The sequence below is a fragment of the Acidocella aromatica genome, from assembly GCF_014201825.1.
Taxonomy (GTDB): domain Bacteria; phylum Pseudomonadota; class Alphaproteobacteria; order Acetobacterales; family Acetobacteraceae; genus Acidocella; species Acidocella aromatica.
Map to the genome: position 1 here is coordinate 401249 of NZ_JACHFJ010000002.1, position 26804 is coordinate 428052.

Consider the following 26804-nt stretch of genomic DNA (forward strand, 5'->3'; position numbering starts at 1 on the left):
GCTGAACAAACCGGAGTCGCCCCTCGTGTCTGACATCGTCAAAATCCGTACCGCCCTTATCTCCGTTTCCGACAAGACCGGCCTGATCGAATTCGGCCGCGCGCTGGAAGCGCACGGCGTAAAAATCCTCTCCACTGGCGGCTCCGCCAAGGCGCTGCGCGAGGCGGGCATCCCGGTCACCGAAGTCTCCGAGCATACCGGCTTCCCCGAGATCCTCGAGGGCCGCGTGAAGACGCTGGTGCCGCAGGTGCATGGCGGCATTCTGGGCCGCCGCACCGTGCCCGAGCATGTGGCACAGATGGAAGAGCATAAGATCGAGCCCATCGACCTCGTGGCCGTGAACCTCTACCCCTTCGAGGCCACCGTCGCCCGTGGAGCCGCGTTCGAGGATTGCATCGAGAATATCGACATTGGCGGCCCGGCGATGATCCGCTCGGCGGCCAAGAACCATGAGAGCGTGGCCGTGCTGACAGAGCCGCAGCATTACGCAGCCGTGCTGCACGAGCTGGCCACACTTGGCGGCACCACCCTCGTCACCCGCCGTTCGCTCGCCGCCGCCGCCTATGCCCGCACTGCGGCTTACGACTCCGCCATCTCCGGCTGGTTCGCCACCCAGAACGGCGTGGAATACCCCGAGAAGTTCAGCTTCGCCGGGACCAAGAAGCAGGAGCTACGCTACGGCGAGAACCCGCACCAGTCGGCGGCCTTCTACACATCCACCCCCGCGCGCTACGGCGTGGCCACCGCCACCCAGCACCAGGGCAAGGAACTCTCCTACAACAACTTCAACGACACCGACGCCGCCTTCGAGTGCGTCGCCGAGTTCGACGCCCCGACCGTGGTGATCGTGAAGCACGCCAATCCCTGCGGCGTGGCGAGCGCCGAGTCCCTGGCCGCCGCCTGGGATGACGCCCTGGCCTGCGACCCGGTTTCCGCCTTTGGCGGCATCGTGGCCGTGAACCGCACGCTGGACGAGGAGACCGCCGCCAAGATCTCCGCCATCTTCACCGAGGTGATCATCGCCCCGGACGCGACCGACGCCGCCAAGGCCGTGCTGGCCGCCAAGAAGAACCTGCGCCTGCTCACCACCGGCGGCCTGCCCGACCCGGCCGAGGCTGGCGTCACCTTCAAGTCGCTCGCCGGCGGCTTCCTGCTGCAAACCCGCGATGCCGGGCGCGTGACCGCCGAGGTGCTGCAAATCGTCACCCAGCGCGCCCCCACAGCGGCTGAGATCGACGACATGCTCTTCGCCTTCCGCGTGGCCAAGCATGTGAAGTCCAACGCCATCGTCTACGCCAAGAACCGCGCCACGCTGGGTGTCGGCGCCGGGCAGATGAACCGCGTGGACAGCGCCCGCATCGCCGCTTGGCGCGGCAAGGCGGCCAACCTTGACTTCACCGGCTGCGCCGTGGCGTCCGACGCGTTCTTCCCCTTCGCCGACGGTCTGGAAGCGGCGATCGCCGCCGGGGCGAGCTGCGTGATCCAGCCGGGCGGCTCGATCCGCGATAAGGACGTGATCGAGGCTGCCGACAAGGCGGGCATCGCCATGGTGTTCACCGGCATGCGGCATTTCCGCCATTAATAGGCTTGTGCTAGGATACGCAGGATGACGCTCCCTTTCACTCTGCCAGACTGGCTGCCGGGCTGGGCCTTGCTGCTCCTGGCTCTGCCGGTATTGCTCTGGGCCTGCGCCTTCCTGCTAATGCCGTTCAGCGTGTTCGGGGTGAAGGCGCGGCTGGAGGCGCTAGAAGCGCAGGTCGATCAGTTGCAGGACGATCTGCGCATCATGACCATGCGCCTCTCGGGCGGGCTCCCGCCCGCCTCCCGCAGTTCGGACGCTTATGAGGACGTGCCGGATTTCGGCCGTCTAAAGAAGTCCCGCGCCAGCTTCGTCCCGGCGCCGGAGGTGGTGGAAGAACCGCCCCCGCCGCCGCCCGCACCGCGCCGCGCACCGATCCCCACGCCGCAAGTATTCCGCGAGCGGCTTACCCCCGCCCCGCAGCCCGCCAGCCGCCCGCGCCGGACAGAGCCCCGGCTCGACTGACGCATGCGCGTCTTTGTCTCCGGTGCGTCCGGTTATGTCGGGGGAGGTATCGCCCGGCATCTGGCCGCACGGGGGCATGAGGTGCTGGGCGGCGTCAGGCGCCCTTCCAAACTCCCTGAAAACGTAACACCGCTCCTCACCGGCGATCTGGCCGATCAGGCACCGGATCTCTCCGGCGTGGACGCCGTGGTCCACGCGGCCGGACTCGCGCATATCCGCAACGCCCCGCCAGAAGCCTGGGAACGGGCCAATGTGCAGGCCGCCGAAACCCTGGCCAGGGCCGCCCTTGCGGCTGGGGTAAGGCGCTTCGTGCTGATCTCCAGCATCGGCGTGCTGGGCCGTACGGTATCCGGCATCGCCGACGAGGCCACGCCCCCCAATCCCGCCGACGCCTATGCAAGCAGCAAGCTCACCGCCGAAATCCGGCTGCGCGCTCTGCTCGGCAAGCGGCTTTGCGTGCTGCGCCCGGCGGCGATCATCGGCCCCGGCTGCCCGGGCAATCTGCCTCTTCTGCTCAAGCTGCTGCGCCTTGGTGTGCCTCTGCCCTTCGCCAGCATCCGCAATAGCCGGAGCTTCATCGCCCTGGGGGATCTGGCCAGGCTGGTGGAACTGGTGCTGCTAGCCGAGACAGCGCCCTCGCTGGTCCTGGCCGCCCATCCTGAGCCCATCTCCACACCGGCGCTGATCCGCGCCTTGGCCGAAGGCATGGGCATCCCCCCGCGCCTATTGCCTTTCCCCCCTGCCCTACTTGCCCTTGCCGCCAAAATCACCGGCCGTGGGGCGATGTGGCAGTCTTTGGCGGGAAGTTTTGCCGTTACGCCGCGCGCTGCTCTGGCAATGGGCTGGAAACCCGCGGAAACCCTGGCCGAAACGCTGCGCATCACATCGCGGTATTATAATACCACACACAAAACCCCTTGACTTATGCGGCCAAACTCAAGATAAGCCGCGCCACTGAGTCATTTGGATGTTATTTATGAAAACCACGCTTTCCATCAAACCGGCGGACGTGAAGAAGGACTGGGTCCTGATCGACGCCGAAGGCCTGATCCTGGGCCGCCTGGCCGCGGTCGTGGCGACCCGCCTGCGCGGCAAGCACAAGCCGACCTTCACCCCGCACGTCGACTGCGGTGACAACATCATCATCATCAACGCCGACAAGGTGAAGCTGACCGGCAAGAAGCTGGAAGACTCCGTCTTCTACTACCACACCGGCTACGCTGGCGGCATCAAGGGCCGTTCCATCAAGGAACGTCTGGCTGGCAAGAACCCGGAGAGCGTGGTGGAGAAGGCTGTCGAGCGCATGATCACGCGCGGCCCGCTGCAGCGCCAGCAGATGAAGAACCTTTACGTTTACACCGGCGCGGAGCACCCGCACGCCGCCCAGCAGCCGAAGTCGCTCGACGTCGGCGCGCTGAACTCCAAGAACAAGAGGGCCTAATTCATGTCCGCGACCACCAATGCTTTCGCCGGTCTGAAGGACCTCACCACCGGCACCGCCGCTGCCACGGAAGCCGCCCCGAAGCGTGAGCCCAAGCGCGACGCTCTCGGCCGCTCCTACGCCACCGGCCGCCGCAAGAACGCCATCGCTCGCGTGTGGGTTAAGCCCGGCAAGGGCGAGATCATCATCAACGGCAAGAAGGCCCCGGTCTACTTCGCCCGTCCGGTGCTGCGCATGCTCATCACTCAGCCCTTCCTGGTGGCTGACCGCTACAACCAGTTCGACGTCTACTGCACCGTCACCGGTGGCGGTCTCTCCGGTCAGGCCGGCGCCGTGCGTCACGGCATCTCCCGCGCTCTGTCCCTGTACGAGCCGGAGCTGCGCGGCATCCTGAAGGCCGCTGGCTTCCTCACCCGCGACCCGCGTATGGTCGAGCGTAAGAAGTACGGCAAGCCGAAGGCCCGCCGCTCCTTCCAGTTCTCCAAGCGCTAATCCTACCGCGCTTACGAAAAACCCCGGCATTTGCCGGGGTTTTTTATTGGCCGAAAGAACGCAGCTTTTAAAAAAAGCCGCGCCAAACACTTTTGTTAGTTTAAAAACCTCAGAGCAGCGCCTCGAACTCAGCCACATGCTCATAATCGGGCATGAGCTTCACCAGCGCGTCATCGCGCATCGTGGCGGGGTGGGTGTAGATCTCCGTGCGCCCCTCGGGGAGTAGCGGCAACAACCTCTCAATCCGCTCTTTCGTCATGTGCCCGGACCATTTAATGCCGAACACCTGATCCGGCAGCTCCAGGCCCCGCGCCTGCAGGCGCAGCAGCCGGGTCCACGCATAAAGCGCACGGTCGCCGAAACCGATCTTCTCCCCACAGGCTTCCATCACCTCAGGCGGCTCGGCGGGAATACGCAAGCGCTTCAGCCCGTATTTACGCCCCACCTCGATCATCATCCGCGCCACGGTGGGGTGCAGATGCATGTGCTTATGCGCGTCGGCATGGTGCAAAGGCAGCCCTGTGGCGGCGAAGGCGGCGAATTGCGCCTCGATCTCGGCACGCAGCTCGCGCCGGGCGGCGGGCGAGAAGAAGTACAGCACGCCAAGACGCGCCTGATCGGTGGGAAAACGCCCGTCCGGCCCGGTGATGGTGGGCAGTCTGGCATGGCCGAGCATGGAATCGCCATCAACCAGCACGAGATGCAGCCCGACATTAAGGGTCGGCAGTGTCGTGGCCCGGCGCACGGCGTCCGCCGCCGCAGGGGCTGCCACCATCAGGCTCGCCTGGGTCAGCCGCCCCTGCCGGTTGGCCTGCTCCACCGCCTCGTTTACGGAGTTGGTCAGGCCGAAATCATCGGCCGAGAATATGATTTCACGCATCACGAGTCGTTACGCGGCACCCAGGGGATCCGGGCAAAGGCGATGCCATCCTCGGCCAGGGCCTCGGCCTCCTCGTCGGAGCTTTCGCCGTAAATACCACGCGCCTCGGTCTCGCCGTTATGGATTCGCCGCGCCTCTTCGGCAAAATCCTTGCCGACATAATCGCAATGTTTTTCCACCTCTTGGCGCAAATTCTGCAAGGCCGCGCGCACGGCATCGGGGATCACCCCACCCGCCGCGGGCATGCCGCCAGCCGGTTCAGGCGGCATTATCTCCGCCTCACTCCGCACGCTCTTTCGGGGAATGCCCGGCGTCATCAGCGCACGCCCGACCTCGGTGCTGCCGCAACATGGGCAGGCGACCATCCCCGCTTCGGCTTGGCTTTCGAATCCGGCACTGTCCTTGAACCAGCCGTCGAATTCGTGCCCACCGGCGCAACGGAGCTGGTAATGGATCATGGCACCAGCAGCGGATCGAGCTTACCGGCGCTCTCCAGTGCCATCAGGTCGTCGCAACCGCCGATATGCGCGCCCTTGATGAAGATCTGCGGCACTGTGGTGCGTCCGCCCGAACGGCTGATCGCCTCTTCGCGCTCCGGCGTGCCGCGCGGCGCGTTGATCTCACGGAAGGCGACCCCCTTCTGCGTCAGCAGCCCGACGGCGCGGATGCAATAGGGACAGCCCGGCTGGGTATAAATTTCAATCTCGGCCATTTCCGTGAAATAGCCGAGGGCACGAACTATGCAAGGCCCAACTGCTCAAATCGTGGATCGGACACGCGCGCTGCCGTCAGCACGTCCACCCGGGCGGCACCTCCGGCCAGCAGGGCTGTGGCGCAGGCGTTGGCCGTGGCGCCGGAGGTCATCACATCGTCGATCAGCAGCACACGCTTGCCAGAGATCCCGGAATCCAGGCTCAAGGCAAAGGCGCCTTCCAACTCCTCGCGCCGCCGCGCCGCGCCGAAGCCCTCCAGCGGCTGGGTGGGCCTCGTGCGCTGCAGCGCGTCCACGGCCACCGGACGACCAGTGAGCCGTGCCAAGGCAATGGCCAGCAGCGCCGCCTGATTAAACCGCCGCGCGCGCAACCGTGTGGGGTGCAGCGGCACTGGCACCAGTAGATTAGCCGTCTGCAACAGCGCCTCGCCGGGACGGCGCATCAGTTCCGCCAACCCCTTCACCGCCTCGGTATGGTCGGCATATTTCAGCGGCAGGATCAGCCGCTTGGCGGTTTCGTCGTAGCGCAGGGCGGCGCGGGCCTGGGTGAAGGCTGGCTTGTGCGTGGCGCAGCCCTCGCATTCCTCTCCCATGACATAAGGCATCGGCACGCCACAAATCCGGCAGAACGGCGCGGTGATGAAATTCGCCGCCTTGAAGCAGCCCAGACAAAACTGCCCTTCTTTCTCCACCGGGGTATCGCAGGCAAGACAACTCGGCGGCAGCAGGCTATCCAACACCCAACGCAAGAGAGGTTTCATTTGCACCCCATTTTCGAATTCGAAGCCATGGTGAAGCACCGCGAGCGGGCGGCGGGGCGAATTGGCCCATTGCTGCCGGTGCTGGAGGATCTGGGAGAGCGGCTGCTCGACCGGCTGGACGACACCAGCCGCCGCTTCGCCACGGCGCTGGATTTTGGCGGGCGCGGGGCAATTGCGCCCGCGCTGGCAGAACGGGGAATGGAGGTCGTCTCGGCTGATTTCTCCCCCGCCATGGCGGCACGGGCGGGCGGCAAGCCACTGGTGCTGCCCGGGCCTAATGATTTCGGCCTGCCGGAAGGCGGGTTCGACCTCGTGGTGGCGCATCTGGCGCTGCACTGGCTGGACGATCTGCCCGGCGCGCTGATCCAGCTCAAACGCGCGTTGAAGCCGGACGGGCTGCTGCTGGCCAGCATGCCGGTGCTGGGCACGCTGCAAACCCTGCGCGAAGCGCTGCTGGACGCCGAGGAAGCACTGACCGGCGGCGTCAGCCCCCGTGTCTCCCCCTTCCCCGAACTGCGCGACTGCGCCGGACTGCTGCAACGGGCCGGGTTCGCGCATCCGGTGGCGGATGTGGAGGAACTCACCTTCCTGTACGCCAACCCGCTGGACCTGCTGCACGAGCTACGCGACGCGGGCGAGACCAACGCCCTGCTCGACCGCCAGCGGCGCACACCTCCACGGGCGCTGTTTCCCGCCGCACTGGCGGCCCTGCCGGTGCAGGAAGGGCGAATGGCGGCTACGCTGCGCATGGCGATCCTGACAGGCTGGGCCTCATAAAAGCCCCGCCTTGCGGAAACTCAGCCACTGCCCGTTGCCGACGATGACATGGTCGTGCAGCACGATGGAGAGCGCCGACGCCGCCTGCTTGATGTCTCGGGTCATCAGGATGTCGTCCTCCGAGGGCGAGGGATCGCCGCTCGGGTGGTTGTGCACCAGGATGATCGCCGTGGCGTGCAGTTCCAGCGCGCGCTTGACGATCTCTCGCGGATAAACCGGGGTATGATTCACCGTACCCTGGGCCTGCTGCTCATCGGCCAGCAGGCGGTTGCGGTTGTCCAGGAACAGCACACGGAACTGTTCCACCTTCTCGCGCGCCAGCACCGCCTGGAGATACTCCATCAGCCGGTCCCAATTGCTCAGCACCGGGCGGTACAGCACCTCGGCCTTGGCCAGGCGCTGGGCCGAGGCCTGCACGATCTTCAGCGCCGCCACACCGGCCTCGCCGAGCCCCTCGACGCCAAGGAGATCCGGCACCGAAGCCGAAATGACATTGGCATAGGAACCAAAACGAGCCAGCAGCGCCCGTGCGATGGGTTTCGTATCCCGCCTTGGCAGGGCCAGGAACAAAACCATTTCGATCAACTCATGTTCAGCAATGGCCTCAGGCCCCGCCGAGAGCAGCCGCGCACGCAGCCGGGCCCGATGGCCCTCGGTGCCGATGGCCGGTTTGCCGGGGCGGATCTCGGGAGACAACGTCTCCAGTAACGAGACATCGGCGAAACCGGGCGTTGCATCTCTTTTGCTCATGACACGTCAAGCGTGCCACGACTTCTAGTTTAATGGAAGCTCAATAGCACAATCTCACACGGGTTTACGCCGATCACACCTTGCGGGCGGCCAGCCTTGCTTAATGGTTGTGCAAGCGGCCGAAGCCGCCTGTCGTTACGACTCCGTCTCCGGCTCCGGCTCCGTTTGGTGCGCGCTGGAGAGCAGCATGTACACCGCCGGAACCACGAACAGCGTGAACATGGTGCCGATGGACAAACCGCCCGCGATGACCATGCCCATGGCAAAGCGCGACGCTGCCCCCGCCCCGTTGGCAAAGATCAGCGGCACGACGCCCAGCACCATGGCGGCGGTGGTCATCAGGATGGGCCGCAGACGGATATTGGCCGCGTGCTCGATAGCCGCGCGCTTCTCCATGCCCGCGAGCCGCGCCTCGTTCGCCACCTCGGTCATCAGAATGCCGTGCTTGGAGACGAGCCCCATCAGCGTCACGAGCCCGACCTCGGTATAGATGTTCAACGAGAGCCCGCCAAAGCCGAGATAGATGAAGATCAGCGCTCCGGCGATGGACATCGGCACCGAAACAAGGATGATCAGCGGGTCGCGGAACGAGTTGAACAACGCCGCCAGCGCCAGGAAGATGATGATGATGGCGAAGACAAAGGTCAGCACGAAGGCGCTGGACGTCTGCATGTACTGGCGCAGCTCACCCGCGTAGTCGATGCTGTCGGACGGCGCCAGGATCTGCTTGGCCAGGGTTTGCAGCGTCTTCAGCGCGTCCGCCTCGGCCACGCCGGGGGCGATGACGCCTTGCAATGTTGCTGAATTCTGCTGCTGGAAGTGATTCACACTCTCCGGAATCACGCTCATCTCGATATGCGCGATGGAGGAGAGCGGCACGTTGATGCCGTTCGACGCGAGAACGTAGTAATTGTTGAGATCGGCCACGTTGAGACGCGAGGCGCGCTCCACCTGCGGGATAACCTTATAGGAACGCCCGTCGAGATCGAAGAAGTTCACATACCCGCCGCCCAGCGCCTCGCCCAGCACAGCGCCGACCTCGGACATGTTGAGCCCCAGCGCCGCGGCCTTGTCGCGGTCGATGACCACAGTGGCCTGGGGCTGGTCGAGCTTCAAATCGCTGTCCAGATACACGAACTTGCCGCTCTTGAGCGCCGCCTGCAGCAATTGCTGCGAAAGCGGATAGAGCTGGCTGAAGGAATCGGTCGTCTTGATAACGAACTGCACCGGAAACCCCTGCGAACCGGGCAGCGGCGGCAGCGGGAAGGCCGCCACCTTCTGCCCGGCATCCTGGGCGTAGGCATCGGCCTGCACCAGGTTCTGCACCACGGTGGCGTTGCGCCGATGGCCCCAGGGCTTCAGCACCGCGCCGATAATGTCACTGCCCGGCACGTCGATCCCGAAAGTGTGGTCAACATCCGGATAACCCAACAGCACGGCGTTGAGATGGTCGTCCCACATCGCCTTCTGGGCCATGGTGGCATCTGGCGCGGAGGTCGAGGCCATGATCACCACGCCCTGATCCTCGATGGGCGCCAGCTCGCTCTTCGCCCCGGCTGCCAGGAAGAAGATGCTGGCAAGAACGATGACCGCGAAGGTGAGCGTGACCGGCACCGTATCCAGGCTGGAATGCAGCAGACGGGTATAGACCCGATGGATATCCTCCATCCGGTGGTCGATGAACTCAATCAGCCGCGCCTCCCAATCGCCCTTGCTGCGGTCGATATGCCGCAGGAAGCGCGAGCTGAGCATGGGCGTGAGCGTCAGGGCGATCAGCGCCGAGATCGTCACCGCCCCCGCCAGGGTAAAGGCAAATTCGGTGAACAGCGCGCCGGTGAGGCCGGACTGGAAGCCGATCGGCACGTAAACCGCGATCAGCACCACCGTCATGGCGATAATCGGCCCGCCCAACTCACCCGCCGCCACGCGCGCCGCGGCGATGGGCTTTTCCCCCATGTCCAGATGCCGGTTGACGTTCTCCACCACGATGATGGCGTCGTCCACCACCAGGCCGATGGCCAGCACCAGCGCCAGCAAGGTGAGCAGGTTGATGGAGAAGCCGAGCGCGCCCATCATCGCGAAGGTGCCGATCAGCGAGAGCGGAATCGCCACCACCGGGATCAGCACCGAGCGCGGCGAGCCGAGGAAGGCGAACACCACCAACGTCACGATGGCCAGAGCCTCGGCCAGCGTGGTCACCACCTCGTCGATGGAGGCATTCACGAAGGCCGTGGAGTCATACACGATATTGGCGCTCAGCCCGCTCGGCAGCTCGGCCTGGATGCTGGGGAACACCTTGCGCACGCCCGAGATCACGCTCAGCAGATTGGCAGAGGGCGCGACCTTAATGCCGATATATACGCCCTGCTTGTTGTCGAAAGTGACGTGCTGCTCATAGGAATCCGCGCCAAGCTCAACCTTGGCAACGTCCTTGAGCCGGATGATCGCGCCGTTTTGCTGCTTGATGATGAGCTGGCCGAACTCCTCGGGCGTATGCAGCCCGGTGGTGGCGTTCAGCGTCACCTGCGTCATCGTGCCCTTGGTGTTGCCCAGCGCCGAGATGAAGTCATTGGCGGCAAGCACCGTCCACACATCGGAGGCGGTGAGCTGGTAGGAGGCAAGCTTGCGCGGGTCCAGCCAGACACGCATGGCGTAGTTCTGCGCGCCCAGGATTTCGGCGGTCTGCACGCCATTCACCGCCTGCAAGGCGGGCTGGGCCACGCGGGTCACGTAGTCGGTAATCTGGCTGGCGGTAAGCTTGGCGCTGCGGAAGCCAATATACATGGCGTCCACTTCCTGGCCCACGGCGAGCGTCATCACCGGCGGCTCGGTGGCCGAGGGGAACTGGTTCAGCACCGAACTCACCTGCGCCTGAACCTCGGTCAGCGCCTTGTCCGGATCGTGGTTGAGCACGAGGTAGAGCGTGATGGTGCTGGTGCTCGTCTGGCTCGACGAGGTCATGTAGTCGATGCCATCCACCTGCGAGACCGCCTTTTCCAGCGGCGTGGTCACAAAGCCCGCCACCGTGTCCGGCGAGGCGCCGGGATAGGTGGTGGTGATGGTGATCGTGGCGTTTTCCGTCTTGGGGAATTGCTGCACCGGCAGGGTGAACACGGCGCGCAGGCCAAGCACCAGCACCAGCACACTGACGGCAATGGAAAGAACCGGCCGGGCGATGAAGAGATCTGTGAACCGCTTCATCGCGCTTACTCGTTCGGCGGGTTGGGCGTGGCGCTGTTGGGCGGCTGCACGCTGTTGTTAATGCTCACCACCGCGCCGTTGCGCAGCTTCACCTGCCCGGCCGTCACCACGACATCACCCGGCTGCACGCCCGAGAGCACCGCCACCTGATCGCCGCGCGTGTCGCCCAGCGTGACGAAGACCTGCTCCGCCACCAGCGCCGGCTTGCCCTTGGCATCCTGCCCATGACGGACGATGAACACCGTGTCCCCGTACGAGCTGTAGGTAATGGCGGTCTGCGGCAGCGTCACGTAACTAGCCGGCGCGCCAGTGGCGACGCTCAGGCTGGCGAACATGCCCGGGCGGAGCAGCAGCTTGCCGTTGGGCACGGTGGCGCGCACGGCGACGCTGCGCGTATCCTGGTCCACCTGCGCACCGATGGCCGAGACCGTGGCGGTGAAGCTCTGCCCCGGATAGGCGTCGAGGCTCAGATTGACTGTCTGCCCCGGCTGCACCTCGCTCAGCGTCCGCTGCGGCAGGTAGAAATCGACATAAAGCGGGTCGAGCTGCTCCAGCGTGACGATCTCGGTGCCCGGCGAGATATACTGGCCGATATCCACCTTGCGGATGCCCAGCCGCCCGGCGAAGGGCGCGCGGATCACCTTCTCCGCCATCAACGCCTGCTGCGCCGCCACCTGGGCCTGGGCTGCGGCCAGGGTTTCACGGTCGGAATCCAGCGTCGCCTGAGAGACGGCGCTGGCGGCGAACTGCTTCTGGTCGCGGGCGTAATTGATCGCGTCGAGCTTGGCGGTCGCCTGCAGCTGCGCCAGCACCGCCGGGTCGTTGTTCGGGCGCAGCGTGGCCAGCACCTGGCCCTTCTGCACATCCGCGCCGGACTCGAAATTGATCGTGTCGATAATCCCGCTCACCTCGGCCGAGAGCGCCGCGCCATTGATGGCGGTGATGGAGCCGACCGATTGCAGTTGCGGCTGCCAGGGGCTTGCCTCGGCGGTGATGGTCGCCACCGTCTGCACCTGATTGGCGAAGCCCTTGAGGAATTGCCCGATCATGAAGCTGCGCAGCGCGCCATAGCCGAACACCAGGGCGAACAGCACGGCGACACTGACAAGCATGATGACCATGCGCTTGGTGGGATTGGGCTTGCTCATTCTGCCGGTATCCTCATGGAATCACGCCGCAACAGCTTTGGGTCACATCCTGGCGGTGCCACCAGCCGCCACCCACCGCCTGATACAGCGCGGCGGTGTCGGCCAGACGGGTGGCGCGGGCCTTGGCCTGGGCCAGCACGGCGTTCTGGTAGGTGGTTTGCGCGCTCAGCACGGCGGTAAAGGGCTGTCCGCCAAGCTGATACTGCGCCTGGGTCACTTTCAGGCTGGCATCGGCGGCGCTGGCTGCATCATCGGCCGCCTGCTGCTCGGTCCCGTCGTATTGCAGCGCCGCCAGCACGTCCGCCACGTTCTGGAAGGCGGTGATCACGGTGTTCTTGTACTGCCCGGCCGAGGCGCGCATTGCGGCGATCGCGGCCTTGCGCTGGGCCGCGAGCTGCCCGCCCTCGAACAAAGGCTGGGTCACGCCGGCGGCAAGGCTCCACAGCAAGGTCTGCGGCGTGAACAGCATGGCGGTATCGACGCCCTGATGCCCGATCTGTCCCGAGAGGGTGATTTGCGGCAGCATCTGGGCATCGGCGACGCCCACATTGGCCGTCGCCGTATGCAGCTGCGCCGCGGCGGCGCGGATATCCGGCCGCTGCGCCACCAGCGCCGAGGGCAGGCTCACCGGCAAATCCGCCGGGAGCTGCAGGCTGTCCAGCGTGAAATCCTGCGGCTGGAAATCGCCGGGGAAGGTGCCGGTGTAAGCGGCGAGCTGGTTCTGCGCCTGGGCGAGCTGCGATTGCAGGGGCGGCAACGTCGCCACCGCTTGCGCCAGCTGCGCCTGCTGCTGCAACACCTGCGCCTGCGCCACGCCGCCCAGGCTCACCTGCTTCTGCAAAATCCCCAGGAGCTGCTGCTCCGAGGCGATGACTTGGTTCGTGGCGTCGATCTGCGCGTGCAGCGAGGCCACGCTCACCGCCGAGGTGACGATATTCGCCGTCAGCGTGAGATAGGCAGCCTCCAGCTCGTCACGCTGATATTCCGCCTGCGCCGCCTGCCCCTCGATGGTACGCCGCGCCTCACCCCAGATATCCAGCGCGTAGGAGACGGAGAGCGATGCGTTGTAGAGCGTATAGGGGCGCAGCTTGGTATCCCCGCCGCCCTGGGAGAACGCGGCCGTGACAGCCGAGGATGCCTGATTGCGCTCGGCGTTGAACGTGCCGGAAACAGTGGGCAGCAGTAGCCCCTGGTCGCTGCGCAGCGTTTCCTCGGCTTGCAGCAGCGTCGCCTGCGCGGCGTCGAGGCTCGGGTTATTGGCAAGTGCCGTGCCGATCAGCGCGTTGAGCTGCGGGCTGCGATAAAGCGCCCACCAATCGCCCGCGATATCCGCCCCAGGGTTGAAACGCTGCGCCACGCCGCCCGCAGCCTCGGTGGCGGCGGGCAAGGGCTCCCGCGTCAAATTCGTTTCGGGTGCCGCTGGCGTGTGGAAATCCGGCCCCACGGCGCAGCCCGGCAGCGCCAAGACAAGCGCCATGCGGGATACAGCCCTGCGGAAACTCGTTAGTTTCATAACTATCAGCTACCGGCCTTTCCGAAACCCGTCAAGCACAGCTTTTCTGCCGCCTATCCATGTAACAGAAACTTGTAAGTTTCCGATTTTAGCGGCATAAGAGGATATGGCAGGCCAAAATCCCAATAAAACAACAAAGTTAACCAGAGAAAAACAAAATATAGACGCGGATGCCGATCCGCGCCTGGTGAAGCTGTTTGAGGCGGCAGAGAGCGTGTTTCTCGCCAAGGGCTACCACGCCGCCACCATGGACGAAGTGGCCAAGGCCGCCGGCATGTCGAAGAAAACAGTTTATGCGCTGATCTCCTCAAAAGCCGATCTGTTCACCTCGCTGCTGACACATCACCAGTCACTGCTGAAATTCCCCGAGCCCGAACCTGACTGGACACCGCAGGACATTCTCGTCGCGCATCTGCTCACCTTGGCGCGCTTCCTGCTCTCTCCCTCGCAGATCGCCATTCTACGCCTGATCATGGCCGAGTACACGCACAGCCCGGATTTTGGCCGGGTCTTCATGCGCAACCGGGTGATCAAGGCGAAATCAAAGCTAGAATCCTGCCTGAGCGAGCTGGCGATCAACCATGGCATCTGCGCTCCCGAGGCCAAGGAATACGCGGCCATGCTGTTCGGCATGGCGATCGGCGAGTTCCATCTTAGTACACTGATCGGTTTCCGCGCCCCGCCCAGCAAGCAGGCATTGGAGGCACGGGTGCGCCGCGCGGTGGATATCTTCTGCGCCGGGTGCTGCCCCTGCGCCGAAACGCCGGAATAGTTACGGCGCGTCCTCGTCGTCGGCCCGCTCCAGCGCCACCACATCGGTGTCGATCAACACCTTGCCCGCGTGCTCGAACATCACCGTCACGCGGTTGCCGAGGGCGCTTTGCACCTGCCCCAGCCCCCAATCGGGCTGGCGCGGATGGCGGACGTAATCGCCAGGGGCGAATTCAGAGCGTTCCATGGCAAGCCTCCACCAGTTGGCGCATATGCTCCGGCACGGGGGCCGTGGCCTCCACCGGCGGGTCCAGCGGCAATACGATGTGCCGCGCCAGCAGATGCAGCCGCCCTGTCCCACCGCCATACACCGCATCGCCGATAATCGGATGGCCCAGCACCGCCGCATGAGCGCGGATCTGGTGCGTGCGCCCGGTTTTGGGATGAAACGCCACCAGCGCTACCGCGCCATTATCGCCCAGCACTCGGTACTCCGTCACCGCCGCGTCGCCCGTTTTATCCGGCGCCATCTTCCAGGCGCGGCCTTTTGTATGCTTGGCCAAGGGCTGGTCGATGACGCCTTCCCGCGCCCCCGGCACGCCCGAAACCACGGCCCAATAGGTTTTTTGCACCCGCCCTTCGGCAAACAAACGCTGCGCTTCGAGCAAAAAACTCTTCTTCAGCGCGATGACGAGGCAGCCCGCCGTATCCTGGTCCAGCCGGTGAGCGAGCCACGGGCCGTTCTTGCCCTGGCGCCATTGCGGGAAATAATCCTCGACACTCGGCCCGCCCGCCCGGCCCGGATGCACCGGCAGCCCGGCGGGCTTGTCGATCACCAGGGCGCGGCGGTCCTGGTAGAGGATGTTCATCCGCGCAGGTGCTTGGGCACGGTCAGCCCCAGCCGGGTCGGGATGTCCCATTCCTCGCGGGCGCGGCGGTATTCCGTGAACCCGGCGGCGATGTAGTTGGGCAACGCGCGCGGGTGGTCGGCCGAGCAGGTATTCACGGTCATGCCCGAAAGCTGGCTGGACCCGCCGATGAATACCGAATCCACCGCCGCGTCGAGGAACTTCCGCCCCAGCCCGCGCCCGATATAGTCCGGCTTCAGCCCGAAATAGTTGAGGTTGACGAACGGCCAGTGCGAGGCGTCGGTCTCGAAGAACCCGGCCTCCTGCCCATTCACGCGCAGCACATAGGTGCTCACGCTGGGGCGGGCGAGGTGCCGCGCGAGCTGGTCGTCAGGCATCATCCGGCGCAGCCACCACAGCCAGGGCGTGCCGACATCGTTATACAGCCTGCGGTAATCCGGCACGCTGAGCCGCTCGCGGGTCAGCATAACACCCGGCGGCATGATCGCGGGCGGACGCTCGGGCGTGCGCAGCATGCGCAGGAACACCACGGTTACGAGCGCGCGCTCCGTCGTCTCACCGGGCAACGGGCGCGCATAGTCCATGGTATCGTCCATTAGTCGTCAAGGAAGCTGCGCAGCTTGCGGGACCGGGAGGGGTGCTTGAGCTTGCGCAGCGCCTTCGCCTCGATCTGGCGGATACGCTCACGGGTGACGTTGAACTGCTGGCCGACCTCTTCCAGCGTGTGGTCGGTGTTCATGCCAATGCCAAAGCGCATGCGCAGCACGCGCTCCTCACGCGGGGTGAGCGAGGAGAGCACGCGCGTCGCGGCCTCGCGCAGATTGGCCTGCACGGCGGCGTCCAGCGGGATGATCGCGCCCTTATCCTCGATGAAGTCGCCCAGATGGCTGTCTTCCTCGTCGCCGATCGGCGTTTCCAGCGAGATCGGCTCCTTGGCGATCTTCAGCACCTTGCGCACCTTCTCCAGCGGCATGCCAAGCTTCTCGGCCAGCTCCTCCGGGGTCGGCTCGCGGCCGATCTCGTGCAGCATCTGGCGGCTGGTGCGGACCAGCTTGTTGATCGTCTCGATCATATGCACCGGGATACGGATGGTGCGGGCCTGGTCGGCGATGGAGCGGGTAATGGCCTGACGGATCCACCAAGTGGCGTAGGTGGAGAACTTGTAGCCGCGGCGGTACTCGAATTTATCCACCGCCTTCATCAGACCGATATTGCCCTCCTGGATCAGGTCTAGGAACTGCAAGCCACGATTGGTGTATTTCTTGGCGATGGAAATCACGAGACGCAGATTGGCCTCGATCATCTCCTTCTTCGCGCGGGTGGAGTCACGCTCACCGCGCGAGACGGTGGTGTAAACCCGTCGGAACTCCTCGATCGGCAACCCGGCCTCGGCGGCCACCTTGCCGATCTGCGCGCGCAGCTCGGTCGCCTGTCCCTCGTGCTTCTTGGCGAATTCCTTCCAGCCCCGGCCCGGCAGCTCGGAGACATATTGCAGCCAGCCCGGGTCCATCTCACGGCCACGGTAATGCTGCAGGAACTCGTCGCGCGTCACCTTGGTGTTTTCGGCCAGACGAAGCAGCTGCCCCTCCAGCCCGTTCAGGCGCTGGTTCAGCACCTTCAGCTGGGCCACCAGCTCCTCAATGCGGTTATTATGCAGCCGGATCTGCTCGACCTTGGCCACCAGCTCATCCCGGAGCTTCTCGTAAGCCTTCTCGTTGCGGGAGTTCACATCCCCGCCAGCGGTCAGGTTCTCCAGGCGCTTGGTCTGCAGCTTGGCCAGCTTCTCGTAGAGCTTCTCGATCTCCTCGAAATGCTGGAAGATTTCCGGCTTCAGCTTTTCTTCCAGGGCGGAGAGGGACATGCCGGCACCTTCGCCCTCCTCGTCCTCCTCCACATCCTCGGACGCCTCGAAATCAGCCTCGACCGGCTCGGCGCCGTTCTGCATGGCTTCCAGGTCGATCACGTCACGCAGCAGCACGCGGCCGTTATTCAGCGCCTCATGCCAAGCGATAATGGCGCGGAAGGTGAGCGGGCTTTCGCACAGCCCGCGGATCATCATGTCCCGCCCAGCCTCGATGCGCTTGGCGATGGCGATCTCGCCCTCGCGCGAGAGCAGCTCCACCGACCCCATCTCGCGCAGATACATGCGCACCGGGTCGTCGGTACGGGAGACGGCGCTCTCGGAGATATTCCCGGCCTGCTCCTCGTCCTCGGCCAGATCCTCCTTGGGCGCGGCGGCGGTCTCGGCCTCCTCGCTCTCCTCGCTCTCCACCACCTGGATGCCCATCTCGTTGAGCATCGCCATGATGTCCTCGATCTGCTCCGAGGAATTCTGCTCCGCGGGCAGAACCGCATTCAGCTCATCAAAGGTGATGTAGCCGCGCTCCTTGCCCTTGGCGATCAGGCGCTTAACGGCGCCGGACTGGGTGTCCAGCACATTGGCGTCGGCTTCGGCCTCGGGGGCAGCGGTCTCAGTCGTATTCGCGGGCTTGATTGCCATGGTCAGGCGGTACTCCGGGGGAATAAGCGGGTCGTATATTTTACAAGGCGTCAGGTAGGCAATAAGCCTGCCTTTTTAAGGGTCAGGAATCGGGAATTCCCGCCTCGCCCGCGCGGGCTGCGGCCAGCAGCTCGTTATATTTCATCAATCTGGCGCAGGCGGCGGCGTCGTCCGGGTGCGCCAGCCAAAAGGCCTGGGCCTCGTCACGCTGCGCCCGCAACATGTCGATACTAAAATCCATCAGGCTATACCAACTCCACCAAGACTGCGCGGCTTCCGCCGGGCTGGCATCCGGGGCCAAACGATACTCCGACGCGGCCTGCGCCACCAGCGCGCGGGCCTGTCCGGCCAGCCCGAGGCTTCCCAAATGGGTGAACAGATTCGCCGAGTCAAGATGTTTCGCATGAGCGGCGAAGTCATGCAGGGCGTGGCGCAGGGGTTCGTCCTCCGGTGGCAGAGGCACATGGGCGAAGGCCTCCTCGACGTCGTGGACGAGAATGGGGTGCGCCAACAGGGTCGCCAGCATCAGCTTGGCGCGCAGCGTGTTTGCGTTGGCGGCGTCGGGCTCCGGGCGCGGCGGCAAGAGCACGGGCTTGATGAAGTCCCGCCCCTTTTGGCCGGGACGGAACGGGGGCTGCGAAGAAGCCCGCCCCGCGCGGCGCTCCTCATAATAGCGCCCGCGCAGCGCCTGACGGTACTCGGTCCCGAGCGTTTTATCCGGGATCAGCCCGGCCAGCTCGTCCAGCCGGTGCAGGAAGGCGGCGCGCCCCTCAGGTGTCGCGCCCTTCCGGGTGGCGGCCACCATGTCATACAGCGCCGCCGAGAGCGGCAGGGCCTTGTCCAACTCGGCCTGGAAGGAGGCGGCTCCGCCACGGCGTATCAGGCTGTCCGGGTCGTCCTTGGCGGGGAGGCGCAACAGCCGCAGCGAACGTTCGGGGGTAAGCCCAGCGAGTGCCAGCTCCACCGTTTTCAGCGCGGCGCGCTGGCCTGCGGCGTCGCCATCGAAACAGATCACCGGCTCGGGCGTGAGCTTCCAGATTTCTTCCAGATGCTCCTCGGTCAGCGCCGTGCCAAGCGGCGCGACGGCACCACCAAACCCGGCCTGGGCCAGGGCGATGACATCCATATACCCTTCCACCACGATCAGCCGCGCGCCCTTGCGCACGGCCTCGCGGGCGAAATTCAGCCCGTAAAGCGAGCGGCGCTTGGAGAACACGCCCGTCTCCGGCCCGTTGACGTATTTGGGCTGGCCATCGCCCATGATGCGCCCGCCGAAGCTGATCATCGCCCCGCGCTTGTCGCGGATGGGGAACATCACCCGGCCAAAGAACATGTCCACCGGACCACTCTCGCCGCGCTTCATCAGCCCGGCCTCGATCAGCTGGTCCGGCTTTACGTTCAGCCCGCGCAAAGCAGTGGCGAGCGCGCCCCTGCCCTCGCCCGACCAGCCCAGGCCGAATTTGCGGATGGTCTCATCCGTCAGCCCGCGCTTACGTAGATAATCCAGCGCCGCGCGCCCCTCGGGCGCCGAGAGCCAGACCTGATATTGTCGGGCAGCTGCCTCCAAAACATCGGAAAGCCCGGCCCGGCGCTGCTCCGCCTCGGCGGCCTGGGGGGTGGCTTTCGGCACCTCCAAACCCGCTTGAGGCGCCAGTTCCTCCACCGCCTCCATGAAGGAGGCGCCGGTCGTCTTCATGATAAAGGTGATGACATCACCATGCTCGCCGCAGCCGAAGCAATGGTAATGGTCGTCATATACATAAAAGGACGGCGTCTTTTCCCCGTGGAAGGGGCAGCACCCCTTCCAGTCCCGGCTTGAGCGGGTGAGCTTGACCGTGCGCCCGATCACCGTGCGGATCGGGACGCGCGAACGCAGCTCGTCGAGGAAATTCGCCGGCAGGGCCATGCTTTAGCCCGCGAGCGCCGCCCTCACCGCGGCGGAGGCCACGCCCATGTCCAGCGCCGCGCCATGCTTGGCCTTCAGCGCGCCGACCACCTTGCCCATATCCTTGGCCGAGACCGCGCCCGTGGCGGCGATGGCCTCCTTGATGGCAGCCTCCAGCGCCTCGCCTTCCAGCGTCTGCGGCAGGAACTCGGAAATCACGGCAATCTCGAACTCCTCCTTGGCGGCCAGCTCCTCACGCCCGCCCTGGCGGTACAACGCCACGGAATCCCGGCGGGATTTGATCATCGAGCGCAGCATGGCCAGGATTTCCTCGTCGGAGACCTGCTCCACGCCCTTGGGCCGGGCGGCGATGTCCGTGTCCTTCAACTTGGCCTGGATCATGCGCAGCGCCGAAGTACGCTCGGCGTTCCTGGCCAGCATCGAGGTTTTCACGGCGGCGGTTAGGTCTTCACGTAGGCTCATGTTCTACTCTCCGGAAAAAAATTCCGGCCTACAGCATTGCCGTTGAGGCCGGAGGAAAAATCCGCTATTGTCTTAGCATGCAAACATCCATCGACGAAATCCTCCGCCGCCTCGGCGGCAACGAGGCCGCCGCCACCCTCACCGGCGTCTCCCCCGAAGCTGTCCGCAAGTGGCGTAGCGCCGGTGCGATTCCGCCCCGCCACTGGCCTGCCATTATGACCGCAACCGGGCTGACGATGGAAGATTTTTCCGCCCCCTCTTCGAGCGAAGTGCCTCCCGGCGCCACCGCCGCCCTGGTGCTGGCCGATGGCAGCGTGTTCTGGGGCCGGGGGTTTGGCGCGCATGGCATCAGCCAGCCCTCCGAGCTGTGCTTCAACACCGGCCTCACCGGCTATCAGGAAACGCTCACCGACCCGTCTTATGCCGGGCAGATCATCACCTTCACCTTCCCGCATATCGGCAATGTGGGCACCAATGCCGAGGATGAAGAAGCCTCCCGCATCTTCGCGCGCGGCCTGGTGGTGAAGGAGGATTTCACCGCCCCCTCCAATTACCGCTCCACCGCCGATCTCGGCGCCTGGCTGGCCAAGATGGGCATCCCCGGCATCGCCGGCGTGGACACCCGCGCCCTGACGCTGCGCATCCGCGACCTCGGCGCGCCCAACGCCGTGCTGGCCTTCCCCGAGGACGGCAAGTTCGACCTCAAGGCCCTGGCCGCGCAGGCAGCCGCCTGGGGCGGGCTCGAAGGGCTGGATCTGGCCAAGGAAGTCTCCTGCACGCAGTCCTATGAATGGACCGGCGGCACCTGGAGCTGGGAGCACGGCTTCGCCTCCCCCGAGCCGCGCTTCAACGTCGTGGCCGTGGATTTCGGCGCCAAGCGCAACATCCTGCGCTCCCTCGCTTCCGCTGGCTGCAAGGTGACTGTGGTGCCTGCCCAGTCCACCGCCGAGGACATTCTGCGCCACAAGCCGGACGGCGTGTTCCTCTCCAACGGCCCCGGCGACCCGGCGGCCACCGCCACCTATGCCGTGCCCGCCATCCAGGGCGTGATGGCGGCGGGCGTGCCCATCTTCGGCATATGCCTGGGCCACCAGCTCCTCTCCACCGCGCTCGGCGGCAAGACCTACAAGCTGGAGCGCGGCCATCGCGGCGCGAACCAGCCGGTGAAGGACCTGACCACCGGCAAGGTTGAGATCACCTCGCAGAACCACGGCTTCGCGGTGGACGAGAAGTCCCTGCCCGCGGGCGTGGAAGTGACGCATGTCTCGCTGTTCGACGGCTCGAACGAAGGCATCGCCTGCAAGGCCAAGCGCGTGTTCTCGGTGCAGTACCACCCCGAGGCCAGCCCCGGCCCGTCCGACAGCGCCTATCTCTTCAAGCGCTTCGTGGACATGCTGGGCTAAGCCCAAACCAACATTAATGGGGGTCCGGGGCCTCAGGCCCCGGCGGGTGCAGGGCGGAGCCCTGCGACATCAAGGAATTCAAAAATGCCCAAACGCACAGACATCAAGTCCATCATGATCATCGGCGCCGGGCCGATCGTCATCGGCCAGGCCTGCGAGTTCGACTATTCCGGCGCCCAGGCCTGCAAGGCGCTGCGCGAGGAGGGCTACCGCGTCATTCTCGTTAACTCCAACCCGGCGACGATCATGACCGATCCGTCCCTGGCGGACGCGACCTATATCGAGCCGATCACCCCGGAGATGGTCGAGAAGATCATCGCCAAGGAGAAGCCGGACGCCCTGCTGCCCACCATGGGCGGGCAGACCGCGCTCAACACCGCCATGGCGCTCGCCAAGTCCGGCGCGCTGGAGCGCCTGGGTGTGGAGCTGATCGGCGCCAAGGCCGAGGTGATCGACCGCGCCGAGGACCGGCTGAAATTCCGCGACGCCATGGCCGAGATCGGCGTGATGGGCCCGCGCTCGGCCATCGCCCATACGCGCGAGGAAGCCGAGGCGGCGCTTGAGGTCGTTGGCCTGCCCGCCGTCATCCGCCCCAGCTTCACGCTCGGCGGCACCGGCGGCGGCATCGCCTATAACCGCGAGGAATTCTTCGAGATCTGCATGGGCGGCATCGAGGCCTCCCCCACCAACGAGGTACTGGTGGAAGAATCCGTGCTCGGCTGGAAAGAGTATGAATTCGAGGTGGTGCGCGATTCCGCCGATAACTGCATCATCATCTGCTCCATCGAGAATATCGACCCGATGGGCGTGCACACGGGTGACTCCGTCACCGTCGCCCCGGCGCTGACGCTGACGGATAAAGAATTCCAGATCATGCGCGACGCCTCCATCGCCTGCCTGCGGCGCATCGGCGTGGATACCGGCGGCTCCAACGTGCAGTTCGGCATCAACCCCAAGGACGGCCGCCTGGTGGTCATCGAGATGAACCCGCGCGTCTCGCGCTCCTCGGCGCTGGCCTCCAAGGCCACGGGCTTCCCCATCGCCAAGATCGCCGCCAAGCTCGCCGTGGGCTACACGCTGGACGAACTCCAGAACGACATCACCAAGGCGACCCCGGCCAGCTTCGAGCCGGTGATCGACTACGTGGTCATCAAGATCCCCCGCTTCACCTTCGAGAAATTCCCCGGCACCCCGGCGCTGCTCTCCACCTCCATGAAGTCCGTTGGCGAGGCGATGGCCATCGGCCGCAACTTCGCGGAAGCCTTGCAAAAGGGCCTGCGCTCGCTGGAGACCGGGCTCTCCGGCCTCGATGAGATCGACGCCCCGGGCGACGGCACGGCGGACGCCTTCAAGGCCGCCCTCTCCACCCCGCGCCCGGACCGCCTGCTCATCGCCGCCCAGGCCTTGCGCGCCGGGCTGACGGTCGATGAAATCCACGCCATCTGCAAGTTCGACCCCTGGTTCCTGCGCCAGATGGAGCAGATCATCGAGGCCGAGCGCGAGGTGAAGGCCCATGGCCTGCCGCGCGACGCGCAAGCCCTGCGCCGCCTCAAGGCGCTGGGCTTTGCCGACAAGCGCCTCGCCGAGCTCACCAGCCAGAAGGAAACCGCTGTCACCGCCGCCCGGCTCAAGCTCGGCGTCACCCCGGTGTACAAGCGCATCGACACCTGCGCCGGAGAGTTCGCCTCCGCGACCTCTTACATGTACTCCACCTTCGAGGGCTCGTACGGCCAGCCGCTGGATGAATCGGATGTCTCCGATCGGCAGAAGGTCGTCATCCTCGGCGGCGGGCCGAACCGTATCGGCCAGGGCATCGAGTTCGACTATTGCTGCGTCCACGCCGCCTACGCCCTGCGCGAGGCCAGGTACGAGACCATCATGGTCAACTGCAACCCGGAGACCGTCTCCACCGATTACGACACCTCGGACCGCCTCTATTTCGAGCCGCTCTTCGCCGAGGACGTGATCTCGCTGCTGCGCAAGGAGCAGGAGAAGGGCACGCTGCTGGGCTGTATCGTGCAATATGGCGGGCAGACGCCGCTGAAGCTCTCCCAGGCGCTGGAGACTGCGGGCATCCCCATCCTCGGCACCTCGGCTGACGCCATCGACGTGGCGGAAGACCGCGAGCGCTTCCAGGCCCTGCTGAAGAAGCTGGGCCTGCGCCAGCCGGAAAACGGCATTGCCCGCTCCGTCGAGCAGGCCGAGGCCATTGCCGAGCGCATCGGCTATCCCATCATCATCCGCCCCTCCTACGTTCTGGGTGGCCGGGCGATGGAGATCGTGTACGACCGCGCCGGGCTGAGCCGCTACATGCGCGAGGCCGTGCGCGTCTCCGGTGAGAACCCGGTGCTGATCGACCGCTACCTCAACGAGGCCTCCGAGGTGGATGTGGACTGCATCTGCGACGGCGAGACCGTGTATGTCGCGGGTGTGATGGAACACATCGAGGAAGCGGGCATCCATTCCGGTGACTCCGCCTGCTCCATCCCCCCCTACTCGCTCTCCCCCGCCATCGTGGCCGAGCTGCGCGCCGAGACCGTGGCCATGGCCAAGGCGCTCAACGTCGTCGGGCTGATGAACGTGCAATACGCCATCCAGAACGACACCATCTACGTGCTGGAGGTGAACCCCCGCGCCTCGCGCACCGTGCCGTTCGTGGCCAAGGCCACCGGCGTGCCCGTGGCCAAGATCGGCGCGCTGGTGATGGCAGGCGCGAAGCTCTCCAGCTTTGACCTCGACGACTCCATCAACCCGCGTCATGTGGCGGTGAAGGAGGCCGTGTTCCCCTTCGCCCGCTTCACCAATGTGGACACGCTGCTCGGGCCCGAGATGAAGTCCACCGGCGAGGTGATGGGGCTGGACACCAACTTCGCCCGCGCCTTCGCCAAGGCGCAGCTCGGCGCAGGTGTCAGCCTGCCGCTCAAGGGCACGGCCTTCCTCTCGGTCAAGGATGCCGACAAGGGCGCCATCGTCCCGGTGGCGCGCCGCTTGGCCGAGCTGGGCTTCTCGATCATGGCCACCTCCGGCACCGCCAAGTGCATTGCCGCGGCTGGGGTCGAGGTGAAGCAGGTGAACAAGGTGCTGGAAGGCCGCCCGCATTGCGTGGACGCCATCCGCTCCGGCGAGATCCAGCTCATCATCAACACCGCCTCGGGCGCGCAGTCGGTGGCGGACAGCTTCGACATCCGCCGCTCCGCCCTCACCCATGGCGTGCCGAAGTTCACGACCATCGCGGGAGCGCGGGCGGCGGCCCACGCCATTGCCGCGCTGAAGGCCGACACCCTTGATGTTGCGCCGCTTCAGTCGTATTTTGCCAAGCCTTTCTAAGCCTATCACCCCGCTGGCTCCGGCTGGCGGGGAACGCTTTGTTGATCTTAACCCCATCGGGGGCTGCGGCCCTTGAGGAGAAAAAGTGCAGAAATTCCCCATGACCGCGGCAGGTCTCGCGGCGCTCGAAGATGAATTGCGGAACCTGAAGGCGGTGGAGCGCCCGGCGATCATCCGTGCGATCGCCGAAGCCCGCGCCCATGGCGACCTCTCCGAGAACGCGGAATACCATGCGGCGCGCGAGCGTCAGTCCTTTATCGAAGGCCGGATCGCCGAGCTGGAGGAGATCACCTCGGCGGCCGAGGTCATCGACCCCGCCTCCCTCTCGGGTGATACCGTGAAGTTCGGCGCCACCATCCTGCTCATCGATGAGGATAGCGAGACCGAGGTCACCTATCAGATCGTCGGCATGCACGAGGCCGACATCAAGCGCGCGCGCCTCTCGATTACCTCGCCTCTGGCCAAGGCGCTGATTTCCAAGCGCGTGGGCGAGACCATCTCCGTCCCCGCCCCCGGCGGCGACAAATCCTACGAAATCCTGAAAATCACCTACGGTTAATCAGTCATGGTCACCTTCGACGACGTCCAGGCCGCGGCAACGCGGATCAAGGGAGCGGTGCTGCGCTCACCTTTCCTCCGTTCGGACGGCATTTCCCGCATTACCGGGGCGGAGGTGTATATTAAATACGACCATCTCCAGGCCACCGGGGCGTTCAAGGAGCGAGGTGCGGCCAACCGTATCGCCCTGCTGACGCCGGATGAGCGAAAGGCTGGCGTGGTGGCGATGTCGGCGGGCAACCATGCCCAGGCCGTGGCGCGCCATGCCGCGCTCGTGGGCATCAAGGCGACCATCGTGATGCCCCGCCACACACCCGCGACCAAGGTGACACGCACCGCCTCCTGGGGTGCGAACGTGGTGCTGCATGGCGAGACGCTGGCCGAAGCCGCCGCCGAGGCGCACCGGCTGGAGCAGGAGGAAGGCTTGTTCTTCCTGCACCCGTATGACGATCCGGGCGTGATCGCGGGCCAGGGCACGATGGCGCTGGAGATGTTCGAGGACCAGCCGGATCTCGACGTGATCGTCGCCGCTACGGGCGGTGGCGGGCTGCTGGCTGGCACCGCCGTAGTGGCGCGGCATCTCCGCCCCAACTGCGAGGTGCTGGGCGTCGAGGTCGAGAATTACGCGGCCTTCGCCCAGGCGCTGGCGGGTGAGTCCATTCATGTCGGCGGGCCGACCATCGCCGAGGGCATCGCCGTGCGCGATATCGGGCAGTTGCCGCTGGCCATGCTGAAGGCGCTGAACGTGCCCATTCTGGTGGTGAGCGAACATGCCGTCGAGCGTGGCATCGCCACTTTCGTGGAAAACGCCAAGCAGGTGACGGAAGGCGCCGGTGCCACCGGCTTGGCCGCGCTGCTCTCCTTCCCCGAGCGGTTCAAGGGCAAGAAGGTCGGCATCTCCATCTGCGGTGGCAATATCGACCCGCGCATCCTGGCCAACACGCTCATGCGCTGCCTGCTGCGCGACGGCCGCGTGCTGCGCCTGGTGCTGGAAATGCCGGACCGCCCGGGCATGCTGGCGGAAGTTGCCACGCGCATCGGCGCACTGGGCGGGAATATTCTGGAGGTGGCGCATCACCGTCTGTTCTCCAGCCCGCACGTGCAGGACGCGCAGCTTGAAATCATGATCGAGGCCCGCGACGCCAATCACGGCGCGGCGATCGAGGCCTCTCTGGCCGAAGTATTCACGCTTAGAAGGTTATAAAAGTTTTTTGGGTGCCGCCTTTTTTGTAAAAAAGGCGGCGAAGACTGTGTGGGGCTTTTTAAAAAGGCTCTAGACCATGAATACTGTGGTATTATGGTCGAATGCTCAACAAAAAGAATGGGTTATCGAGGTATAAGCAAAGAAA

General features: G+C 65.3%; 25 protein-coding genes. 11 read left to right on the top strand and 14 right to left on the bottom strand.

The features are described from left to right. Window positions 1-25: 25 nt before the first annotated feature. Genes purH through rpsI form a run of 5 tightly spaced genes read left to right on the top strand, consistent with a single transcriptional unit; the run spans window position 26 to window position 3977 of the window. Window positions 26-1582 carry a bifunctional phosphoribosylaminoimidazolecarboxamide formyltransferase/IMP cyclohydrolase gene (purH, locus tag HNP71_RS04485; protein WP_183265663.1) on the top strand — a complete coding sequence of 519 codons (1557 nt, stop codon included), beginning with the start codon at window positions 26-28 and terminating at the stop codon, window positions 1580-1582. A 24-nt stretch (window positions 1583-1606) separates the two neighbouring features. Further along, window positions 1607-2044 (top strand): hypothetical protein, encoded by a 438-nt coding sequence (locus HNP71_RS04490; RefSeq protein ID WP_183265664.1) that lies wholly within the window; start codon window positions 1607-1609, stop codon window positions 2042-2044. A 3-nt stretch (window positions 2045-2047) separates the two neighbouring features. Then, window positions 2048-2965: an NAD-dependent epimerase/dehydratase family protein gene (locus HNP71_RS04495; RefSeq protein WP_183265665.1), complete on the top strand. Its 918-nt coding sequence runs from the start codon at window positions 2048-2050 to the stop codon at window positions 2963-2965. Between the two features lie 55 nt (window positions 2966-3020). Further along, entirely contained in the window at window positions 3021-3485 is a 465-nt protein-coding gene (rplM, locus tag HNP71_RS04500) for a 50S ribosomal protein L13 (RefSeq protein ID WP_183265666.1), read from the top strand. Window positions 3486-3488: 3 nt separating this feature from the next. Further along, on the top strand, window positions 3489-3977 hold the full coding sequence (rpsI, locus tag HNP71_RS04505) for a 30S ribosomal protein S9 (protein WP_183265667.1): 489 nt from the start codon (window positions 3489-3491) through the stop codon (window positions 3975-3977). A gap of 109 nt (window positions 3978-4086) precedes the next feature. Here the strand turns inward: rpsI and hpnK are convergent, their stop codons facing one another. Genes hpnK through HNP71_RS04525 form a run of 4 tightly spaced genes read right to left on the bottom strand, consistent with a single transcriptional unit; the run spans window position 4087 to window position 6330 of the window. Next, window positions 4087-4857 (bottom strand): hopanoid biosynthesis-associated protein HpnK, encoded by a 771-nt coding sequence (hpnK, locus tag HNP71_RS04510; RefSeq protein ID WP_183265668.1) that lies wholly within the window; start codon window positions 4855-4857, stop codon window positions 4087-4089. Further along, window positions 4857-5315 carry a DUF1178 family protein gene (locus tag HNP71_RS04515; protein WP_183265669.1) on the bottom strand — a complete coding sequence of 153 codons (459 nt, stop codon included), beginning with the start codon at window positions 5313-5315 and terminating at the stop codon, window positions 4857-4859. The genes hpnK and HNP71_RS04515 overlap by 1 nt, the downstream gene beginning before the upstream one ends. After that, window positions 5312-5569, bottom strand: a complete 258-nt coding sequence (gene grxC / locus HNP71_RS04520; protein ID WP_183265670.1) for a glutaredoxin 3 — start codon at window positions 5567-5569, stop codon at window positions 5312-5314. The genes HNP71_RS04515 and grxC overlap by 4 nt, the downstream gene beginning before the upstream one ends. A 26-nt stretch (window positions 5570-5595) precedes the next feature. Beyond that, a complete protein-coding gene (locus HNP71_RS04525; RefSeq protein ID WP_183265671.1) occupies window positions 5596-6330 on the bottom strand; it encodes a ComF family protein in 735 nt (244 codons plus the stop codon). Between HNP71_RS04525 and HNP71_RS04530 the strand changes: the two genes are divergently transcribed. After that, window positions 6331-7107, top strand: a complete 777-nt coding sequence (locus HNP71_RS04530) for a methyltransferase domain-containing protein (RefSeq protein WP_246344054.1) — start codon at window positions 6331-6333, stop codon at window positions 7105-7107. Here HNP71_RS04530 and radC read toward each other — a convergent pair. The 4 genes from radC to HNP71_RS04550 all read right to left on the bottom strand — a co-directional run bounded on the left by radC (window position 7102) and on the right by HNP71_RS04550 (window position 13683). Further along, window positions 7102-7857, bottom strand: coding sequence for a RadC family protein (gene radC / locus HNP71_RS04535; RefSeq protein WP_183265672.1), 756 nt, complete (start codon window positions 7855-7857; stop codon window positions 7102-7104). The two genes, HNP71_RS04530 and radC, sit on opposite strands and share 6 nt — an antisense overlap. 135 nt (window positions 7858-7992) lie before the next feature. Next, the gene (locus HNP71_RS04540; protein ID WP_183265673.1) at window positions 7993-11058 is read right to left on the bottom strand and encodes an efflux RND transporter permease subunit; all 3066 of its coding nucleotides are present in this window, start codon (window positions 11056-11058) and stop codon (window positions 7993-7995) included. Window positions 11059-11063: 5 nt separating this feature from the next. Beyond that, window positions 11064-12206 carry an efflux RND transporter periplasmic adaptor subunit gene (locus tag HNP71_RS04545; protein ID WP_183265674.1) on the bottom strand — a complete coding sequence of 381 codons (1143 nt, stop codon included), beginning with the start codon at window positions 12204-12206 and terminating at the stop codon, window positions 11064-11066. 13 nt (window positions 12207-12219) lie between these two features. Then, the gene (locus tag HNP71_RS04550) at window positions 12220-13683 is read right to left on the bottom strand and encodes an efflux transporter outer membrane subunit (protein WP_183265675.1); all 1464 of its coding nucleotides are present in this window, start codon (window positions 13681-13683) and stop codon (window positions 12220-12222) included. Window positions 13684-13906: 223 nt separating this feature from the next. Between HNP71_RS04550 and HNP71_RS04555 the strand changes: the two genes are divergently transcribed. Beyond that, window positions 13907-14491: a TetR/AcrR family transcriptional regulator C-terminal domain-containing protein gene (locus tag HNP71_RS04555; RefSeq protein ID WP_183265676.1), complete on the top strand. Its 585-nt coding sequence runs from the start codon at window positions 13907-13909 to the stop codon at window positions 14489-14491. On the opposite strand, the gene HNP71_RS04560 is transcribed toward HNP71_RS04555, so the two are convergent. The 6 genes from HNP71_RS04560 to HNP71_RS04585 form a co-directional block, all read right to left on the bottom strand. Continuing rightward, on the bottom strand, window positions 14492-14677 hold the full coding sequence (locus HNP71_RS04560; RefSeq protein ID WP_183265677.1) for a DUF3553 domain-containing protein: 186 nt from the start codon (window positions 14675-14677) through the stop codon (window positions 14492-14494). It lies immediately after the preceding gene. Further along, window positions 14664-15299, bottom strand: a complete 636-nt coding sequence (locus HNP71_RS04565; protein WP_183265678.1) for an RluA family pseudouridine synthase — start codon at window positions 15297-15299, stop codon at window positions 14664-14666. Before HNP71_RS04565 ends, HNP71_RS04560 begins: the two co-directional genes overlap by 14 nt. Beyond that, window positions 15296-15883, bottom strand: coding sequence for a GNAT family N-acetyltransferase (locus tag HNP71_RS04570; RefSeq protein WP_246344055.1), 588 nt, complete (start codon window positions 15881-15883; stop codon window positions 15296-15298). Before HNP71_RS04570 ends, HNP71_RS04565 begins: the two co-directional genes overlap by 4 nt. Window positions 15884-15894: 11 nt before the next feature. Beyond that, on the bottom strand, window positions 15895-17799 hold the full coding sequence (gene rpoD / locus HNP71_RS04575) for an RNA polymerase sigma factor RpoD (protein WP_183265680.1): 1905 nt from the start codon (window positions 17797-17799) through the stop codon (window positions 15895-15897). 82 nt (window positions 17800-17881) lie between these two features. Further along, complete coding sequence (gene dnaG, locus HNP71_RS04580; RefSeq protein ID WP_183265681.1) at window positions 17882-19705, bottom strand: DNA primase; 1824 nt, start codon at window positions 19703-19705, stop codon at window positions 17882-17884. Window positions 19706-19708: 3 nt separating this feature from the next. Beyond that, on the bottom strand, window positions 19709-20167 hold the full coding sequence (locus HNP71_RS04585; protein ID WP_183265682.1) for a GatB/YqeY domain-containing protein: 459 nt from the start codon (window positions 20165-20167) through the stop codon (window positions 19709-19711). 77 nt (window positions 20168-20244) lie between these two features. Here HNP71_RS04585 and carA point away from each other — a divergent pair, with 77 nt between their 5' ends. From carA to HNP71_RS04605, 4 genes are all read left to right on the top strand, one after another. After that, a complete protein-coding gene (carA, locus tag HNP71_RS04590; protein WP_183265683.1) occupies window positions 20245-21570 on the top strand; it encodes a glutamine-hydrolyzing carbamoyl-phosphate synthase small subunit in 1326 nt (441 codons plus the stop codon). An 84-nt stretch (window positions 21571-21654) separates the two neighbouring features. After that, on the top strand, window positions 21655-24897 hold the full coding sequence (gene carB / locus HNP71_RS04595) for a carbamoyl-phosphate synthase large subunit (RefSeq protein ID WP_183265684.1): 3243 nt from the start codon (window positions 21655-21657) through the stop codon (window positions 24895-24897). 85 nt (window positions 24898-24982) lie between these two features. Then, the gene (greA, locus tag HNP71_RS04600) at window positions 24983-25456 is read left to right on the top strand and encodes a transcription elongation factor GreA (protein WP_183265685.1); all 474 of its coding nucleotides are present in this window, start codon (window positions 24983-24985) and stop codon (window positions 25454-25456) included. Between the two features lie 6 nt (window positions 25457-25462). Beyond that, window positions 25463-26659, top strand: coding sequence for a threonine ammonia-lyase (locus tag HNP71_RS04605; RefSeq protein WP_183265686.1), 1197 nt, complete (start codon window positions 25463-25465; stop codon window positions 26657-26659). Window positions 26660-26804 lie beyond the last annotated feature (145 nt).

Coding starts and splice junctions, on each gene's coding strand:
- HNP71_RS04490 (WP_183265664.1), top strand. CDS start 1,607: ATGACGCTCCCTTTCACTCTGCCAGACTGGCTGCCGGGCTGGGCCTTG.
- HNP71_RS04495 (WP_183265665.1), top strand. CDS start 2,048: ATGCGCGTCTTTGTCTCCGGTGCGTCCGGTTATGTCGGGGGAGGTATC.
- rplM (WP_183265666.1), top strand. CDS start 3,021: ATGAAAACCACGCTTTCCATCAAACCGGCGGACGTGAAGAAGGACTGG.
- rpsI (WP_183265667.1), top strand. CDS start 3,489: ATGTCCGCGACCACCAATGCTTTCGCCGGTCTGAAGGACCTCACCACC.
- hpnK (WP_183265668.1), bottom strand. CDS start 4,857: ATGCGTGAAATCATATTCTCGGCCGATGATTTCGGCCTGACCAACTCC.
- HNP71_RS04515 (WP_183265669.1), bottom strand. CDS start 5,315: ATGATCCATTACCAGCTCCGTTGCGCCGGTGGGCACGAATTCGACGGC.
- grxC (WP_183265670.1), bottom strand. CDS start 5,569: ATGGCCGAGATTGAAATTTATACCCAGCCGGGCTGTCCCTATTGCATC.
- HNP71_RS04525 (WP_183265671.1), bottom strand. CDS start 6,330: ATGAAACCTCTCTTGCGTTGGGTGTTGGATAGCCTGCTGCCGCCGAGT.
- radC (WP_183265672.1), bottom strand. CDS start 7,857: ATGAGCAAAAGAGATGCAACGCCCGGTTTCGCCGATGTCTCGTTACTG.
- HNP71_RS04540 (WP_183265673.1), bottom strand. CDS start 11,058: ATGAAGCGGTTCACAGATCTCTTCATCGCCCGGCCGGTTCTTTCCATT.
- HNP71_RS04545 (WP_183265674.1), bottom strand. CDS start 12,206: ATGAGCAAGCCCAATCCCACCAAGCGCATGGTCATCATGCTTGTCAGT.
- HNP71_RS04550 (WP_183265675.1), bottom strand. CDS start 13,683: ATGGCGCTTGTCTTGGCGCTGCCGGGCTGCGCCGTGGGGCCGGATTTC.
- HNP71_RS04560 (WP_183265677.1), bottom strand. CDS start 14,677: ATGGAACGCTCTGAATTCGCCCCTGGCGATTACGTCCGCCATCCGCGC.
- HNP71_RS04565 (WP_183265678.1), bottom strand. CDS start 15,299: ATGAACATCCTCTACCAGGACCGCCGCGCCCTGGTGATCGACAAGCCC.
- HNP71_RS04570 (WP_246344055.1), bottom strand. CDS start 15,883: ATGGACTATGCGCGCCCGTTGCCCGGTGAGACGACGGAGCGCGCGCTC.
- rpoD (WP_183265680.1), bottom strand. CDS start 17,799: ATGGCAATCAAGCCCGCGAATACGACTGAGACCGCTGCCCCCGAGGCC.
- dnaG (WP_183265681.1), bottom strand. CDS start 19,705: ATGGCCCTGCCGGCGAATTTCCTCGACGAGCTGCGTTCGCGCGTCCCG.
- HNP71_RS04585 (WP_183265682.1), bottom strand. CDS start 20,167: ATGAGCCTACGTGAAGACCTAACCGCCGCCGTGAAAACCTCGATGCTG.
- carA (WP_183265683.1), top strand. CDS start 20,245: ATGCAAACATCCATCGACGAAATCCTCCGCCGCCTCGGCGGCAACGAG.
- carB (WP_183265684.1), top strand. CDS start 21,655: ATGCCCAAACGCACAGACATCAAGTCCATCATGATCATCGGCGCCGGG.
- HNP71_RS04605 (WP_183265686.1), top strand. CDS start 25,463: ATGGTCACCTTCGACGACGTCCAGGCCGCGGCAACGCGGATCAAGGGA.